12 protein-coding genes are annotated in these 15513 nt (G+C 61.0%); 5 read left to right on the top strand and 7 right to left on the bottom strand.

The features are described 5' to 3' along the window. Positions 1-323 precede the first annotated feature (323 nt). From ACK59H_RS02680 to ACK59H_RS02670, 3 genes are read right to left on the bottom strand one after another with little or no spacing between them, the layout of a single operon-like run. Positions 324-1223 (bottom strand): hydroxymethylglutaryl-CoA lyase, encoded by a 900-nt coding sequence (locus tag ACK59H_RS02680; protein ID WP_409264234.1) that lies wholly within the window; start codon positions 1221-1223, stop codon positions 324-326. Between the two features lie 13 nt (positions 1224-1236). Further along, positions 1237-1635, bottom strand: a complete 399-nt coding sequence (locus ACK59H_RS02675) for a MerR family DNA-binding transcriptional regulator (protein ID WP_060476613.1) — start codon at positions 1633-1635, stop codon at positions 1237-1239. Positions 1636-1689: 54 nt separating this feature from the next. After that, on the bottom strand, positions 1690-2577 hold the full coding sequence (locus tag ACK59H_RS02670; RefSeq protein WP_060476612.1) for a helix-turn-helix domain-containing protein: 888 nt from the start codon (positions 2575-2577) through the stop codon (positions 1690-1692). Positions 2578-2708: 131 nt separating this feature from the next. Between ACK59H_RS02670 and pobA the strand changes: the two genes are divergently transcribed. Then, entirely contained in the window at positions 2709-3896 is a 1188-nt protein-coding gene (pobA, locus tag ACK59H_RS02665; protein ID WP_409264233.1) for a 4-hydroxybenzoate 3-monooxygenase, read from the top strand. 14 nt (positions 3897-3910) lie between these two features. Here the strand turns inward: pobA and mrdA are convergent, their stop codons facing one another. The 3 genes from mrdA to nhaA form a co-directional block, all read right to left on the bottom strand. Next, entirely contained in the window at positions 3911-5803 is a 1893-nt protein-coding gene (mrdA, locus tag ACK59H_RS02660) for a penicillin-binding protein 2 (protein ID WP_060476610.1), read from the bottom strand. 267 nt (positions 5804-6070) lie between these two features. Beyond that, positions 6071-7450, bottom strand: a complete 1380-nt coding sequence (locus ACK59H_RS02655; RefSeq protein WP_060476609.1) for an 8-oxoguanine deaminase — start codon at positions 7448-7450, stop codon at positions 6071-6073. Positions 7451-7575: 125 nt separating this feature from the next. Next, on the bottom strand, positions 7576-8934 hold the full coding sequence (gene nhaA / locus ACK59H_RS02650; RefSeq protein ID WP_060476608.1) for a Na+/H+ antiporter NhaA: 1359 nt from the start codon (positions 8932-8934) through the stop codon (positions 7576-7578). A 398-nt stretch (positions 8935-9332) separates the two neighbouring features. Between nhaA and codB the strand changes: the two genes are divergently transcribed. From codB to ACK59H_RS02630, 4 genes are all read left to right on the top strand, one after another. Further along, positions 9333-10598 carry a cytosine permease gene (gene codB / locus ACK59H_RS02645; protein WP_060476607.1) on the top strand — a complete coding sequence of 422 codons (1266 nt, stop codon included), beginning with the start codon at positions 9333-9335 and terminating at the stop codon, positions 10596-10598. After that, positions 10595-11818: a PucR family transcriptional regulator gene (locus tag ACK59H_RS02640; RefSeq protein WP_060476606.1), complete on the top strand. Its 1224-nt coding sequence runs from the start codon at positions 10595-10597 to the stop codon at positions 11816-11818. Before codB ends, ACK59H_RS02640 begins: the two co-directional genes overlap by 4 nt. Next, positions 11815-13053: a cytosine deaminase gene (gene codA / locus ACK59H_RS02635; RefSeq protein ID WP_060476605.1), complete on the top strand. Its 1239-nt coding sequence runs from the start codon at positions 11815-11817 to the stop codon at positions 13051-13053. Before ACK59H_RS02640 ends, codA begins: the two co-directional genes overlap by 4 nt. Before the next feature lie 165 nt (positions 13054-13218). Then, positions 13219-14835: a histidine kinase famiy protein gene (locus ACK59H_RS02630; protein WP_081016573.1), complete on the top strand. Its 1617-nt coding sequence runs from the start codon at positions 13219-13221 to the stop codon at positions 14833-14835. Between the two features lie 79 nt (positions 14836-14914). On the opposite strand, the gene ACK59H_RS02625 is transcribed toward ACK59H_RS02630, so the two are convergent. Continuing rightward, positions 14915-15451, bottom strand: a complete 537-nt coding sequence (locus ACK59H_RS02625; protein ID WP_060476630.1) for a type 1 glutamine amidotransferase domain-containing protein — start codon at positions 15449-15451, stop codon at positions 14915-14917. Positions 15452-15513: the final 62 nt, after the last annotated feature.

The following is a 15513-nucleotide window of genomic DNA, read 5'->3' as shown; positions in this document are numbered from 1 at the left end:
TGCCAGTGCGCGGGGTAACCCCCTGAAAAGCCTGTCGACTCCAAAAAAATCTGCTTGCTGCGCCTCTGCCGTGTTGTTCTTGTTATGTCAGAGCCGTTGCATGTTGTTTTTATTGGTTGTCGCGTTTTTCTTGTTTTTGTACCAGTAATAAAGCAGGTGCCGTGCCAACTTTTGAAAATCCTTTAAAATCAATGGGTTAAGATTTTCCGGCCTGAGCGAACAGCCCAAGTATTTGTCGATTTGTTTCTCTGTTACCCGATTTTCTGCTGAAAATTGTGGGGGAGGTAACACTCACCCACACTCATGTGACACTGGTATGAAACTCATCCTGCGCTACGCGCACGGGCTACCCGCGAACCATTGGTCCGCCCCAGCACGGTACTGATGCGCTGGCCGGCGGCGATCAACCGTTCAAGGTCGATGCCGGTTTCGATGCCCAGGCCCTGCAGCAGATAAAGCACGTCCTCGGTGGCGATATTGCCCGTGGCACCTTTGGCGTAAGGGCAGCCACCCAAGGCTGCGACCGAACTGTCGAAGACACTGATCCCCTCGAGCAAGCTGGCGTAGACGTTGGCCAGCGCTTGGCCATAGGTGTCGTGAAAGTGGCCGGCCAATTGCGCGCGAGGCACCACTGCCGAAACCACCTCGAACAGCCGCCGCGTGTCGCCCGCCGTCCCAGTACCGATGGTGTCCCCCAGCGACACCTCGTAGCAGCCCATCTCATGGAGGGCCTTGGCCACCGGCGCTACCTGCTCGGCGCGGACCTTGCCTTCATAAGGGCAGCCCAGCACGCAGGAGACGTACCCGCGCACCCGTACACCGTGTGCAAGCGCGGCGTTCATGATTGGCTCGAAGCGTTGCAGGCTATCGCTGATAGAGCAGTTGATGTTGCGTTGGGAGAACGCTTCGGAAGCTGCTGCGAACACTGCCACTTCCTTCACTCCAGCCGCCACCGCGTCTTCGAAACCGCGCAAATTGGGCGCCAGTGCGGCATAGGTGACACCGGGGCGCTGGCGAATGCCGGCAAATACCTGCGCGGAGCCTGCCATCTGCGGCACCCATTTGGGCGAGACGAAACTGCCGACTTCGATGTAGCTGACCCCGGCGTCTGTCAGGTCATCGACCAGCCGTACTTTGTCGGCTACATCGATGGGTTGAGCTTCATTCTGCAGACCGTCTCGTGGGCCGACTTCGACCAGACGAACTGTTGTAGGCATGGCCATGGTGATCTTCCTGTCAGCGTTTTGCGTGAGTGTTCAAGGTGGCTGCCAGGGCCTGCTCGCAGCGCTCCTGTGCGGTGTCCAGTTCCAGCTGCATTTGATGGATGTCGAGCATTTGCTGTTCAAGCTGGGCGCGACGTTCGGCGATCTTCGCCAGCATGCTGTTGAGCTGCTTGAGGTTGCCGCTGCTGGGGTCGTACAACTCGATCAGCTCACGGCATTCGGCCAGTGAAAAGCCTATGCGCTTGCCACGCAGAATCAGCTTGAGGCTGACCTTGTCACGGGCCGAGTAGATGCGTTCCAGCCCCCGCCGCTCGGGGCTCAGCAGGCCTTGTTCCTCGTAGAAGCGGATAGCGCGTGTGGTGATGTCCAGCTCACGGGAAAGGTCGGAGATGCTATAGGTTTGGCTGCTCATGCTCGGGCTCGGCGTAGGGTATGGCGGTATCCTGAAGGCACGTTGACGTATACGTCAAGCAGATCGGTGGTCGTCCCCCGCGCGGCGGTAGGCGTGAGGCGTCTGCCCACTCAGCCGCTTGAAAAAACGGGAGAAGTAAGTGGGGTCGCTGAATCCCAAACTGTCCGACAGCTGCCCGATACTCATGCGCGTATAGATCAGGTTGCGCCGCGCCTCCAGCAACAGGCGCTGGTGCATCACCTGTAACGCGGTCTGCCCGCTCAGTCTGCGGCACAGCTGGTTCAGTTGCAGGCTGGAGATATTCAGGCGTGCGGCGAACGCCTCCACTGACAGGTGTTCGCGATAATGCGCCTCGACCAGGCGTAAGTACTGGCCGAGCAGGTGCCGATCACGCTCGTCGCGGTTGCGTGGAGCCTCGCTAGGCTGTGGGCGCCGGCTGATCCATACCATCAGCGCCGTGACCAGCGCTTGGAGCATGGTCGCCCGTGACGAAGCATTGCCTTGGTATTCGTGTTGCAGGGTATCGATCAGCCCCCGCAGCAGTACGCGATCTCTACCCAGCGGGTAACACGCCGCTTTCGCCAGCACCCCCAGTGGCGCCCCCAGGCGTTGTTCCAGCTCGGCGACCAGCGTAGTGCCGAAGGTCAAAACATGGCCCTGGATATCGGTACTGAAGCGAAAACCGTGCACGGTCAATGGCGGCACCACCTGGACTGCCGCCGCGCTGATGCGGCTGCGCATGCCCTCAATCTCCACCTGCACCTGGCCGCGTTGCACATACAGCAGCTGAAACAGCTCGGCATGTTGGTGCGGCTTGATCTCCCAATGATGGAGGCTGCTGCGTGCCGATATTGGCTCGCAGTGCAGCAGGTCGGTGCCAGGCCATTGGTGGTTCTCGCCATATAACTGAAACAAGGGTACGCCGGGGAGGGAGGACTTCATCGCAGAATTTGCCTGTGCGCTGATCGAACAGATTTTGTAAAAGTGCATTTTTCTTATCTGATTTCACATTTTATTGCCGGTTAATGCCAGTAAAAATGCAAGGGCTACCCGTTAATAACGAGATAAGAACAATGAACACTCAAGTTGCGATCATAGGCGCGGGCCCCTCTGGCCTGCTGCTGGGTCAATTGCTGCACAAGGCCGGAATCGACACGGTCATTCTCGAACGCCAGACACCTGACTATGTGCTGGGCCGGATCCGGGCCGGAGTGCTCGAGCAGGGTACCGTCGACCTGCTGCGCGAAGCGGGCGTTGCCGAACGGATGGAACGGGAAGGGCTGATTCACGAGGGGGTCGAGTTGTTGGTCGCTGGCCGGCGTCAGCGTCTGGACTTGAAAGGCCTTACCGGTGGCAAGACGGTGATGGTCTACGGCCAGACCGAAGTCACCCGGGACCTGATGCAGGCCCGTGAAACCAGTGGTGCACCGATCATCTACGCTGCCGAAAATGTGCAGCCCCATGACCTCAAGGGCGAGCGGCCTTATGTCACCTTTGAAAAGGCCGGCCAGACCTATCGCCTGGACTGTGACTATATCGCCGGCTGCGACGGTTTTCATGGCGTGTCACGCAAGAGCATTCCCGAAGGGGTGCTCAAGGAATATGAACGGGTCTACCCATTCGGCTGGCTGGGCCTGTTGTCCGACACACCACCGGTCAATCACGAACTGATCTACGCCCATCACTCGCGCGGCTTTTCCCTGTGCAGCCAGCGTTCGCAGACCCGCAGTCGCTACTACCTGCAGGTTCCTTTGGATGAAAAGGTCGAGGACTGGTCCGATCAGCGGTTCTGGGACGAGCTCAAGGCACGCCTGCCTGAAGATGTGGCGCAGCAGCTGGTCACTGGGCCTGCGCTGGAAAAAAGCATCGCGCCGCTGCGCAGCCTGGTGGTTGAACCGATGCAATATGGTCATCTGTTCCTGGTGGGCGACGCGGCGCACATCGTGCCGCCCACGGGTGCCAAAGGCCTTAACCTGGCGGCCTCCGATGTCAATTATCTGTACCGGATACTGGTCAAGGTTTACCGCGAGGGGCGCACCGACCTGCTGGAGCAGTATTCGCCGCTTGCCCTGCGGCGGGTGTGGAAGGGGGAGCGCTTCAGTTGGTTCATGACCCAGCTGCTGCATGACTTTGGTGAGCACAAGGATGCTTGGGACCGAAAGATGCAAGAAGCCGACCGCGAGTACTTCCTGACCTCGCCGGCGGGGTTGGCGAACATCGCCGAAAACTACGTGGGGTTGCCGTACGAAGAGGTGGCCTGAGGCCACGGGGTGCGTCAGCCGTGAGGCGCGGCCTTGGCCACAGGTGTGCCGGCATACTGAGGTTTGAGGTGGCCCTGATCATCGAGCAGGTAAGCATCCATGACTTCGCGCACCACCGGCCCTGCCACACGGCCGCCAGCCTCGCCGTTCTCGATCATCACCGCGACCACTACGCTGGGATGGTCGGCCGGGGCAAAACCGACGAACAGCGCATTGTCACGGTGCCTTTCGAGGGTCTTGTTGCGGTTGTAACGCTCACCCTGCTTGATCGCTACCACCTGCGCCGTGCCGCTTTTGCCGGCAATCCGGTACTGAGCGCCGGCCGCAGCCGCACGGGCGATGCCGCGCGGGTCGTGCATCACCATCTGCATACCGACGTTGACCTGGTCCCAGGCATGTTTGTCGTGCAGCACGATGTCGGGCATCGGGTTGGGGTCGATTGGGGTCTGACCGCCGACGGTCATGGCCAGGTGCGGGCGGTGCCACACGCCTTTGCTGGCCAGCAGGCTGGTGGCCTGAGCCAGTTGTAATGGCGTGACTTGCATGTAGCCTTGGCCGATGCCGAGGATCAGCGTTTCACCCGGATACCAGGCCTGACGGCGGGTGGCGCGTTTCCAGGCTTGCGAGGGCATCAGCCCAGGGGCCTCTTCGAACATGTCCAGCGAAACCTTCTGGCCAAGGCCGAACTCGGCCATATAGTCATGCAGGCGGTCGATGCCGAGCTTGTGTGCCAGGTCGTAGAAGTAGGTGTCGTTGGAGCGCATGATGGCTGTGTACATATCTACCCAGCCATCGCCGCTGTGGTTCCAGTTGCGGTACTTGTGGTCGTAGTTGGGCAACTCGTAGTAACCGGGGTCGAACACCCGGCTGCCTGGGGTGATGACGCCGCTGTCCAGGCCGGCGATGGCGACCTCGGGTTTGACCGTCGAGCCGGGCGCATACAAACCCCGCAGCACGCGGTTGAACAGCGGCCGATCGATCGAGTCGCGCAGCGCGGCATATTGCTTGAAACTGATGCCCTTGACGAACAAGTTGGGGTCGAAGCTGGGGTTGCTCACCATCGCCAGGACATCACCATTGGCCGGGTCCAGTACTACCACTGCGCCGCGGCGATCGCCCAAGGCCTTTTCGGCGGCTAGCTGCAGGTGCGCGTCAAGGCTGAGGATGATGTCTTTGCCAGGAATTGGGTCTTTGTGGTTGAGCACCCGCATCACCCGGCCTTGGGCGTTGGTTTCCACTTCTTCATAGCCTACGTGGCCATGCAGCTGGGCTTCGTAGAAATGCTCGATGCCGGTCTTGCCAATCGACTGCGTGCCCCGGTATTCGGTGCTGTCGAGGGTTTTGGCTTCTTTCTCGTTGATCCGTCCGACGTAGCCGACCGAATGGGCGAAATGTTCGGCCAGTGGGTATTCACGGATGAACTGCGGTTCTACGTCCAGCCCAGGCAAGCGGAACTGGTTGACGGCGATCAGGGCGATCTGTTCTTCGGTCAGCCCGACCATCAGGGTCACCGGCTCGAATGGCTTGCGGCCGCGACGCAGGTCTTTGTCGAACTGCTTGCGGTCGTCTTCACCCAGGCCAAGGATCTGCACCAGCCTATCGAGCACCTTGGCCGAATCGCCGGCGCGCTCGCGCGTCATGGTCAAATCGAAGCTGGGTTTGTTGTCGGCCAGCACCACGCCATTGCGGTCGTAGATCAGCCCGCGCTCAGGGGCAATGGGTAGCACGTGCACACGGTTGTTTTCCGAGACCGCGCTCTGTTGGTCGTGCTGCAGCACCTGCAGCACATACAGCCGCCCGACCAGAACCGCGCACAGGCTGAACACCAGGGCGGCGCAGGCCAGGAGCCGGCGGTTGACCAGGTGTTTTTCCTTTTCGTGGTCCTTGAGCGGAATCGGTTGCGGCATGGGGGCTCTTTGGTCGCGGATGGGCCGCCAGGCGGCCTAAGGGCCGGCGATGCTACGCAACACCGTCCCTGGCCTCAAGGCGAGGGCGCCCGAGTGCGAGTCAAGCCTTGCCGATAAGCCCGGTATCACGGCGTTTGGGCCTGCATGAAGATTTGTTCATGCAGTGCCACGGCTGAGCCGGGCAGCGCCGGGAGAAGGCGACCCTGCCTGAGGCCATGGCCACCGGCGTGCCGGTCACCATGGCCAGTAGGATCAGGGCCGTTGAGGTTATTGACCGCTGACGAGCTGGTAGGCCAGCTGGTTGTGCCGTTCCAGTACACGCGGCAGGTCGATGGTTGTGATGCGGCCATCCTGGACCACGACCCGGCCATTGATCACGCTGGTATCGACGTGGGTCGGGGTGCAGAACACCAAGGCTGCCAGTGGGTCGTGCAGAGCGCCGGCATACGCCACGTGACCCAGGTCGAAAGCGACGAAGTCGGCGATCATGCCCGGTGCCAATGCACCTATGTCGTTACGGTTCAGCACCTTGGCGCCGCCCAGGGTCGCGATCTCCAGGGCCTCACGTGCGGTCATCGCGTCAGGCCCGAAGCCGACACGCTGCAGCAGCAACGCCTGGCGAACCTCGCCGATCATGCTGGCGCCATCGTTGGAGGCTGAGCCGTCTACGCCCAAGCCTACTGCAACGCCGTGGTCACGCATCTTGCGAATTGGCGCGATGCCCGAGGCCAGGCGCATGTTCGAGCAGGGGCAGTGGGCAACACCAGTGCCGGTACGCGCGAACAATTCGATACCGTGCTGGTCGAGCTGCACGCAGTGAGCATGCCACACATCATGGCCGACCCAGCCGAGGTCTTCGGCATATTCGGCCGGGGTCATACCGAACTTTTCACGGCTGTAGGCGATGTCGTTGACGTTTTCAGCCAAATGGGTGTGCAACGAAACCCCGTAATTGCGCGCCAGCACGGCAGCCTCGCGCATCAGGTCGCGGCTGACAGAGAACGGCGAGCAGGGCGCCACCACCACGCGCAGCATCGAGCCGTGGCTGGCATCGTGATAATCCTCGATCAGGCGCTGGGACTCTTTGAGGATGTCGCTTTCCTTTTCCACCACCGAATCAGGTGGCAAGCCGCCTTGGCTACGACCAACGCTCATGCTGCCGCGCGCTGCGTGGAAACGCATGCCGATCTCGCTGGCTGCGTGGATGCTGTCGTCGAGCTTGCAGCCGTTGGGGTAGATGTACAGGTGGTCACTGGAGGTGGTGCAACCGGACAAGATCAGTTCGGCCATGGCCGTCTGAGTCGACACCGAAATCATCTCCGGCGTGAGCCGGGCCCAGATCGGGTACAGGTTGGTCAGCCAGTTGAACAGTTCACCGTCCTGGGCCGCCGGTACCACGCGGGTGAGGCTTTGGTACATATGATGGTGGGTGTTGACCAGCCCAGGGATGACCACCTTGCCGGCCATGTCCAGGATCACATCTGCGTCTTGGGGCAGCGTATCGCTTGGGCCGACCTGCTTGATCAGGTTGTCTTCGATGTACAGGCCGCCGCCTTTGATCTCGCGGCGTTCGCCGTCCATGGTGACCAACAGTGCAGCGTTCTTGACCAGGAGGGTCTTGGGGGTATGTTGCGAAGGAGCTTGCATGGCTTGTGCCTGGCACAATACGCAGCGACGATTGCCGATGTCGTAGGCGCACAGGTGGCCATGTAAGCAAAGTTTTAAATTCTTGTATACAGAAAAATGCCGGGGCCCGTAGGCCCCGACCGGCTTCAGCCCGCGTTGAGCGGAGCCTTTGCGGTGTGCCTGCGCATGGCAGTCACGCCCCAGGCCAGGCCTAGCACGGCAGCGATGACCGAGCCCGACAGCACGCCCAGTTTGGCTGCACCCAGCGACGCTGGGTCACTGTAGGCCAGGTTGGCAATGAAGATCGACATGGTGAAGCCGATGCCGGCCAGCAGGCCAATCAGGGTGATGCCGCGCCAGGTGACCTGCGCCGGCAGGCTGCACCAGCCCAGGCGCACCATCAGCCAACTGACGCCGATGATCCCCAACGGTTTGCCAGCTACCAGGGCTACGGCCACGGCGGTCATCACCCAGTGCGGCCCCTCGGCGGAAAGGTCGATGCCAGAGAGGCCGACACCGGCATTGGCCAAGGCGAACAATGGCATGATCGCGTAAGCCACCCACGGGTGCAGGGCGCCGCCGACGCGGGTTACAGGTGGAACCAGTTCGCGTTGGGCCAGGCGCAGTTGCTTGAGCGGGGCGCTGAGGTCGCCATCGTCCTGGTCGGGTGCCTTGGCGCGGCCGAGCAGGTCATTGGTGAAGCGCGCAATTGCATCCACGGGCCGCTCGCCCAGCGGCATGGCGGCGACCGGGGTCATCAAACCCAGCACAACGCCCGCCAGGGTAGGATGCGCACCGGTCATCAGCATGCCAACCCAGGTGATTGCACCGGGGATTACATAGGCCCATGCCGAACCCACGCCGATCTTCTGCAGGCCGATCACCAGCAGCAGGCCAACCGCGGCAACGCCAAAGCCGCTGTAGTCCAGACCGCCCGAGTAGAACACGGCGATGATCAGCACGGCGATGATGTCATCGATGATCGCCAAGGCCAGCAGGAACACGCGGATGTTGGACGGGATCGACTTGCCGAGCAGGGCAAGCACGCCAACGGCAAAGGCAATATCAGTGGCGGTCGGCACGGCCCAGCCTTGTTGCTCGGCCGGTGCATGCCCAAACGCCAGGTAGATCAGAGCCGGTACCGCTACGCCGCCAACCGCAGCGGCCATGGGCAACGTCGCCTGGCGTAGGCTGGCCAAGGCACCCTCGTGAATTTCCCGACGGATCTCCATACCGACCACCAGGAAGAAGATGGTCATCAACCCATCGTTGATCCAGAAATGCAGTGATTGCGTGTAGCTCAGCGAACCGATGCCGAAGCTGATCGGTGTGTGCCAGAGCGCATCGTAGCTGGCGGCAGCCGGGGAGTTGGCCCAGATCAGGGCCGCAACGGCAGCGATCAGCAAGACAATGCCGCTGACCGCTTCGATGTGCAGGAACCGCTCGAAGTTGGCGAAGGCAGTTTGGGCCAGACGCTGAGCGCGGGTCATATGGTTTTTTTGCATAGGCGCAAGAACTCCTGCAGGCGGCCCGACCTGCACTGTTCTTTAACCTGCATCACCGCACTTTGCAGCTAGCACCCGACGGGCATCTTACCGGCAAGGCGCCTGCTGGCCAAGGAGTAAAGCCCCTTGGGTCATCTGCGATGGCCAGTGACGTGCAGGCCATATCGATTGAGCGAGTGTTGGGTGAAAGCTACCCACAGCTGTTCCGCTTTGGTGCGTGAACGCCTCCAAACAGTTCGGTTATCACAGGTTGGCGCGGTGAAACTGATCTATAAATGTGCAGTTTGAACTGCCGATGCTGTGCCCGTTGACCGCAGATTTCTTGCACTTGCCGCAGCGAAGAAGCGGCCCGTTTATTGCTCCATCTCGGCGCAAACGACAACCTGGAGCAACTTGGCATGAGCGCAACTGACGAATTTCCGCTTTGCGAGGCCCCGGCATCTTCACGCAAAGGGCTGCTGCCCATCGCAATGGTGCTGTTCAGTTTCACGTTTTTTACCGGCACCATGTTTGCCGGAGGCAAGCTGGGCATGGCTTTCAGCTTTGTAGACATGCTGTGGGTCGCAGCCATCGGTAATTCGCTGCTGGCGTTGTACGCTGCGGCGCTGGCCTTCATCGCTTCACGCAGCGGTTTGAACACCGTGCTGATGGGGCGCTTCTGTTTTGGGGAGATGGGCAGCCGGCTTTCCGACTTCATCCTGGGCTTTGCCGAACTGGGTTGGTACGCCTGGGGGACTGCGACGGTGGCGATCGTACTGGTCAAGCTGCTCGGCCTGGCGGGCGGCTTCGCGGTGCCGTTGATGGTGCTGTTTGGCATGGGTTTCAGCATCACTGCAATCATCGGTTTCAAGGGGCTTGACTGGCTGTCGCGGGTTTCGGTGCCACTGATGTTCGTTCTGCTAGTGATATCGATGTACCTGGCAACGGCCGATGCGGGTGGTTTTGCCGGCCTCGCAGCGGTGGTTCCCCATGAAAGCATGACCTTCTCGGCGGCGGTCACCATGGTGTTCGGCACCTTTGCCAGTGGCGCCACTCAGGCCACCAACTGGACTCGCCTGTCGCGCAATGGCCGGGTGGCGGTGGTGGCCAGTGTGGTTGCTTTCCTGCTCGGCAATGGGCTGATGGTGGTGGCAGGGGCGTGGTGCGCCATGGTCTATCAGCAGGCTGACATCGTCGAGGTAATGATCCTGCAAGGGCTGTCGTTCGCCGCGGTAGTGATGCTGTGCCTGAATCTCTGGACCATCCAGGGGCCCACCATCTACAACGTCTCGGCTGCTGCCTGCCACTTGCTGCGCAGTGAGCGACGACGCACCGCTACGCTGGTTGCGGCAGGTGTAGGGGTGGTGCTGGCGATCGGTGGTATGTATGAAATGCTGATTCCGTTTCTGGTGTTGTTGGGCTCGATCATTCCCCCGGTCGGCGGGGTGATCATGGCCGATTTCTGGTACCGCCATCGGGGCAGTTACCCCGCACTGGCGTCGGCAACCTTGCCCCGCTACAACATCAACGGCCTGCTGGCGTATGCCGTGGGCGCGGTGCTTGCCTACGCCTCGCCCTGGGTCGCGCCACTGGTCGGCATCGGCGCTTCGGCATTGAGCTACATCGTCATGCTTGAACTGCAAGGCCGGCGCAAGGCGCTGGGCCAACGGAGCGTTGAGCCGTGAGCCTGACCCTGGAGGAAATCCTGCACTTGCCGGGCCTGCAGGCGATGAGCGTGCGAGCCGGCGCGCGAAACCTGCAGCGGCGGGTGCGCTGGCCTTACGTGGCGGAAAACGAGGGGATCGCCGAGTGGGTGATGGGCGGTGAGTTGGTGTTCGTCACCGGTATCAACCACCCGCGTGGCCAGGCCAACCTGCTCAGCCTGATCGAGGATGGCGAAGCGGTAGGGATCGCCGGCTTGGTGATTCTAACCGGTGGCAGTTTCATCCAGACGATTGCGCCCCCGGTGATAGCGCGCGCCGAGCAACTGGGTTTGCCGCTGATCGAACAGCCCTATGCTTTGAAAATGGTAGTGGTAACCCACCTGATCGGTACAGCCCTCGTGCAGATGAGCCAGTTGCGCCGGTCGCGCAACGATATTCTCGGCCAGTTGCTCAGCGGTGATTATCCAAGCCTGGCTATCGCCTGCCAGCGTGCCAGGCACCTGGAGTTGATGCTTGACGAACCGCGGCGGGTGGTTGCGCTGCGCTTGGTGGAGGTTGAGCAGTTGTTCGAGCGTCATGGCCTGGCCGAGGGCGAGCGGCTCTGGCAAGCTGTGCGCCAGGCGCTGGAAGATCACCTTCAGACTTGGTGCCGAGCGCGGCCTGGGGCGGTGCTGGTGCAAATGCCGGGTGACTTGCAGGTGCTGTTGCTGGCCGACGCCGGCGACCTGCCGAGCAGCCTGGCAGCGCTGCATCGGCAGTTGTGCATGGTGGCCGGGGAGCTCAGGCTGCATATGGGCCTGTCGCGACTGGCCGCCGACTGCGCAGGTTACCGTCAAGCGCTCAGCGAAGCGCGTCAGGCTCTGGACGTTGCACAACACTTGCACCCTGCCGATGGTTTCTGCGATTTCAGCGAGTTGGGGGTACTGCGCCTGCTCCAGGGCATCAAAGACCGCTCGCTGATCGATGACTTCGTTGCCCAGACCCTCGGCAGGCTGATCAACCCTGGGCGCAAGCAGCCTTACGTGCTGGTAGATACTCTCGACGCCTTGCTCAAGGAAAACGGTAACGGCCTCAAGGCCGCTCAGCGTTTGGGCCTGCACCGCAATACCATCAACCAGCGCATTCAACGTATCGAGCAACTGAGCGGGCAATCGCTGGACGACCCACTGTTTCGCATGAACGCATCTGTCGCCATGCTGGTATGGCGCATGAACGGACCACGTCAAGGAGTAACGCCATGAACATCATCAACGCCCGCCTGCGTGGCAAGCCTGGGCTGTACCGCATCGAGCTCGATGGCGAGCGCATTGCTGCCATCACTTCCCAGGCCCAGGTTGTGCTGAGCAGCCCTGATGACCTGGATGCCCAGCAGAACCTGGTGGTGGCGCCTTTCGTCGAGCCGCACATCCACCTTGACGCTACCCTCACGGCGGGCGAGCCGAAGTGGAACATGAGCGGTACCTTGTTCGAAGGCATCGAGCGCTGGGCCGAGCGCAAGGAAATCACCACCCACGACGACATCAAGACCCGAGCGAAAAAAACCATCGGCATGCTCGTCGATCATGGCATACAGCACGTGCGCACCCATGTCGATGTCACCGACCCCAGGCTCACCGCACTCAAGGCCATGGTCGAGGTGCGCGAGGAAGTGCGCGACCTGGTCGACCTGCAGATCGTCGCATTCCCACAGGAAGGCATCGAGTCGTATGCCAACGGCCGCGCGCTGATGACCGAAGCGGTGGCGATCGGCGCCGATGTGGTCGGCGGTATCCCACATTTCGAGAACACACGTGATCAGGGGGTAGCGTCGGTCAAGTTCCTGATGGACCTGGCCGAACGCACTGGCTGCCTGGTGGATGTGCATTGCGATGAAACCGATGACCCGCAGTCGCGCTTTTTGGAAGTGTTGGCCGAGGAGGCGCGGGTGCGCGGTATGGGCCCGCGCGTCACGGCCAGCCATACGGTGGCCATGGGTTCTTACGACAACGCTTACTGCTACAAGCTGTTCCGGCTGCTCAAGATGTCGGGCATCAACTTCGTCTCTTGCCCTACCGAAAGCATTCACCTGCAAGGGCGCTTCGACAACTATCCGAAGCGGCGGGGGTTGACCCGAGTGGCCGAACTCGATCGCGCCGGGATGAACGTGTGCTTCGGCCAGGACTCAATCGTCGATCCCTGGTACCCGCTGGGTAACGGCAACATTTTGCGAATTCTCGAAGCCGGCCTGCATATCTGCCATATGCTCGGTTACGAAGACCTGCAACGCAGCCTGGACCTGATCACCGACAACAGCGCTCGCACACTGAACCTCGGCGAGCGCTACGGCATCGAGGTGGGGCGGCCAGCCAATCTGCTGATACTGTCGGCACCGGATGACTACGAAATGGTCCGCAGCCAGGGCCACGCGCTGGTATCGGTACGCGCTGGCAAGGTGCTGATGCGTCGCACCCCTGCGCAAGTGCAGCGTATGTTGTGATGGGCATCAGGCGCTATCACTCGTCGTCAGTAGAGGCGGCTGGCCTGCACCTTGGCTAGAAAGCTCGGCGGCCGATTGTGCAGGCTGTCAGACAGTCTGCACTCGGTGAAACCAAGCGTAGGCAACGAGAGTCGACATGGTTGAATCGATAAACGTCCTACTGCAATGAGCAAGGAGGTCCGCGTGACCAGCAAGAAGGCGCGCGTCAGCAACCAGGCATCGGGTGATATTTCGCAGCTGCCACACGACATGTTCTTCGCCGCGGTGCAAACCACGCGGATGCCGATGATCGTCACCGACCCCAATCGTGACGACAATCCGATCATTTTCGCCAATCGAGCATTTCTGGAAATGACCGGCTATGAGTTGGCGGACATCATTGGCCGTAATTGCCGGTTCCTCCAAGGCCCAGAAACCGACACGGCAGTGGTGGATGCCGTGCGGGACGCCATCGCCCAGAAGGTCGATATCTCTACCGAGATCCTCAATTACCGCAAGGATGGTTCCAGCTTTTGGAACGCGCTGTTCATCTCACCGATCTTCAATGAACGGGGCGACCTGATTTACTTCTTTGCATCGCAGCTGGATGTGAGCAGGCGGCGTGACGCCGAGGATGCGCTGAACCAGGCGCAGAAGATGGAAGCGCTTGGGCAGCTGACTGGCGGTATCGCCCACGATTTCAACAATCTTTTGCAAGTGATGGGCGGTTATCTGGGGTTGATCGCCAGTGAGGCCGACAAGTCCCAGGTCGACCTGAACCGCGTGCGGCGCAGTGTAGGGCACGCCCAGAGCGCGGTCGAACGTGCCAGTACCCTGACCAAGCAGCTGCTGGCCTTCGCCCGCAAGCAGAAACTCCATGGCCGGGTGCTCAACCTCAATCACCTGCTCGATGACGTACGCCCCATGATGGAGCGAACTTTCGACGCTGAAGTGGCTGTTGATTTCGACCTCGAAGCCAACCTGCACAACTGCCGTATCGACCCGACTCAGGCAGAGGTCGCGTTGCTCAACATCTTCATGAACGCACGCGATGCGCTTATCGGGCGCCAGCGGCCGCATGTGTTCATCGAAACCCGGAATATTTCCGTCACCGATATCAACCACTCGTTCGATGGGCTGCTGCCGGGAAATTACGTGAGCCTCTCGGTCACCGACAATGGCGTCGGGATGCCGGCCAGCATCCGTGATCGAGTCATGGACCCGTTCTTCACCACCAAGGAGGAGGGCAAAGGCTCTGGCCTAGGGCTGTCGATGGTCTACGGCTTCGCCAAGCAGTCCGGTGGGGCGGCACGCATATACACAGAAGAGGGCGAGGGCACGACGTTACGCCTGTATTTCCCGGTTGATCAAGGCAAGATCATCCCCACGCAACCTGTGAAAAAGGTGGACCGCAGCTCGGGCACCGAGCGTATCCTGATCGTCGAGGATCGGCCGGATGTGGCTGAACTCGCCAAGATGGTACTGGAGGATTACGGCTACGCCGCTGACATGGTGCTCAATGCACGCGAGGCGCTCAAGCTCATTCAGGCGGGGGAACATTACGATTTACTGTTCACCGACCTGATCATGCCAGGCGGCATGAACGGCGTGATGCTGGCGCGGGAAGTGCGGCGCCTTCAGCCGCAGATGAAGGTGTTGTTGACCACCGGCTATGCAGAAAACTCAATTGAGCGCACCGATATCGGCGGGTCTGAGTTCGAGGTGATTTCCAAACCGTGCCAGCCACATGACCTTGCCCGCCGGGTAAGGCAAGTCCTTGATGGCTTCACGGGTGTGACATGAGTGGGGCACCCTCGCAACCTGCTGTGAAAATCGCCAAAGCCCCAGAGCCCCCGCACTTTCGTGCGAGGGCGACCCGCTATCAAGCCAAGGCTTTGATCAGTTGCTCGTTGAATGCCGGGATATCGTCCGGCTGACGGCTACTGATCAGATTGCCGTCCACCACCACCTGCTCGTCCACCCAGTTGCCGCCGGCATTGCGGATGTCGTCTTGCAAGGTCTTGAAACTGGTCATCCGTTTACCTTGGGCAAGGCCTGCCGAAATCAGCAACCAGCCACCGTGGCAGATCACAGCCACGGGCTTGCCTGCCGCATCAAGGCTTTTCACCAGTTTCTGGGCGCCGGGGATCAAGCGGATGGTGTCCGAGTTCTGCACGCCGCCTGGCAGCACGACGGCATCGTAGACATCAGGCTGGGCGCTGTCGAACGTGGCATCCACATCGAATGCATCGGCGGGCTTGTCGTGGTTCCAGCCACGCACGGTGCCTGGCTTGTCGCTGAGAATGTCGACTACCGCGCCGTGCTGTTTCAGCGCATCACGGGGGCCGGTCAACTCCACTTGCTCGAAACCATCGGTGACCAGAATGGCCACGCGCTTGCCGTTGAGTGTTGCGCTCATCATGTCATCTCCGTTTTTTACTGTGACTTCTTGGAAAGGCCTTGGCCGAGCCGTGAAGTTCA

This window comes from Pseudomonas sp. KCJK9000, assembly GCF_046230725.1.
Taxonomy (GTDB): domain Bacteria; phylum Pseudomonadota; class Gammaproteobacteria; order Pseudomonadales; family Pseudomonadaceae; genus Aquipseudomonas; species Aquipseudomonas promysalinigenes.
The sequence above is the reverse complement of the archived record's forward strand: the minus strand, read 5'-3'. Positions and strand labels throughout refer to the sequence as shown.

Coding starts and splice junctions, on each gene's coding strand:
- ACK59H_RS02680 (WP_409264234.1), bottom strand. CDS start 1,223: ATGGCCATGCCTACAACAGTTCGTCTGGTCGAAGTCGGCCCACGAGAC.
- ACK59H_RS02675 (WP_060476613.1), bottom strand. CDS start 1,635: ATGAGCAGCCAAACCTATAGCATCTCCGACCTTTCCCGTGAGCTGGAC.
- ACK59H_RS02670 (WP_060476612.1), bottom strand. CDS start 2,577: ATGAAGTCCTCCCTCCCCGGCGTACCCTTGTTTCAGTTATATGGCGAG.
- pobA (WP_409264233.1), top strand. CDS start 2,709: ATGAACACTCAAGTTGCGATCATAGGCGCGGGCCCCTCTGGCCTGCTG.
- mrdA (WP_060476610.1), bottom strand. CDS start 5,803: ATGCCGCAACCGATTCCGCTCAAGGACCACGAAAAGGAAAAACACCTG.
- ACK59H_RS02655 (WP_060476609.1), bottom strand. CDS start 7,450: ATGCAAGCTCCTTCGCAACATACCCCCAAGACCCTCCTGGTCAAGAAC.
- nhaA (WP_060476608.1), bottom strand. CDS start 8,934: ATGCAAAAAAACCATATGACCCGCGCTCAGCGTCTGGCCCAAACTGCC.
- codB (WP_060476607.1), top strand. CDS start 9,333: ATGAGCGCAACTGACGAATTTCCGCTTTGCGAGGCCCCGGCATCTTCA.
- codA (WP_060476605.1), top strand. CDS start 11,815: ATGAACATCATCAACGCCCGCCTGCGTGGCAAGCCTGGGCTGTACCGC.
- ACK59H_RS02630 (WP_081016573.1), top strand. CDS start 13,219: ATGAGCAAGGAGGTCCGCGTGACCAGCAAGAAGGCGCGCGTCAGCAAC.
- ACK59H_RS02625 (WP_060476630.1), bottom strand. CDS start 15,451: ATGAGCGCAACACTCAACGGCAAGCGCGTGGCCATTCTGGTCACCGAT.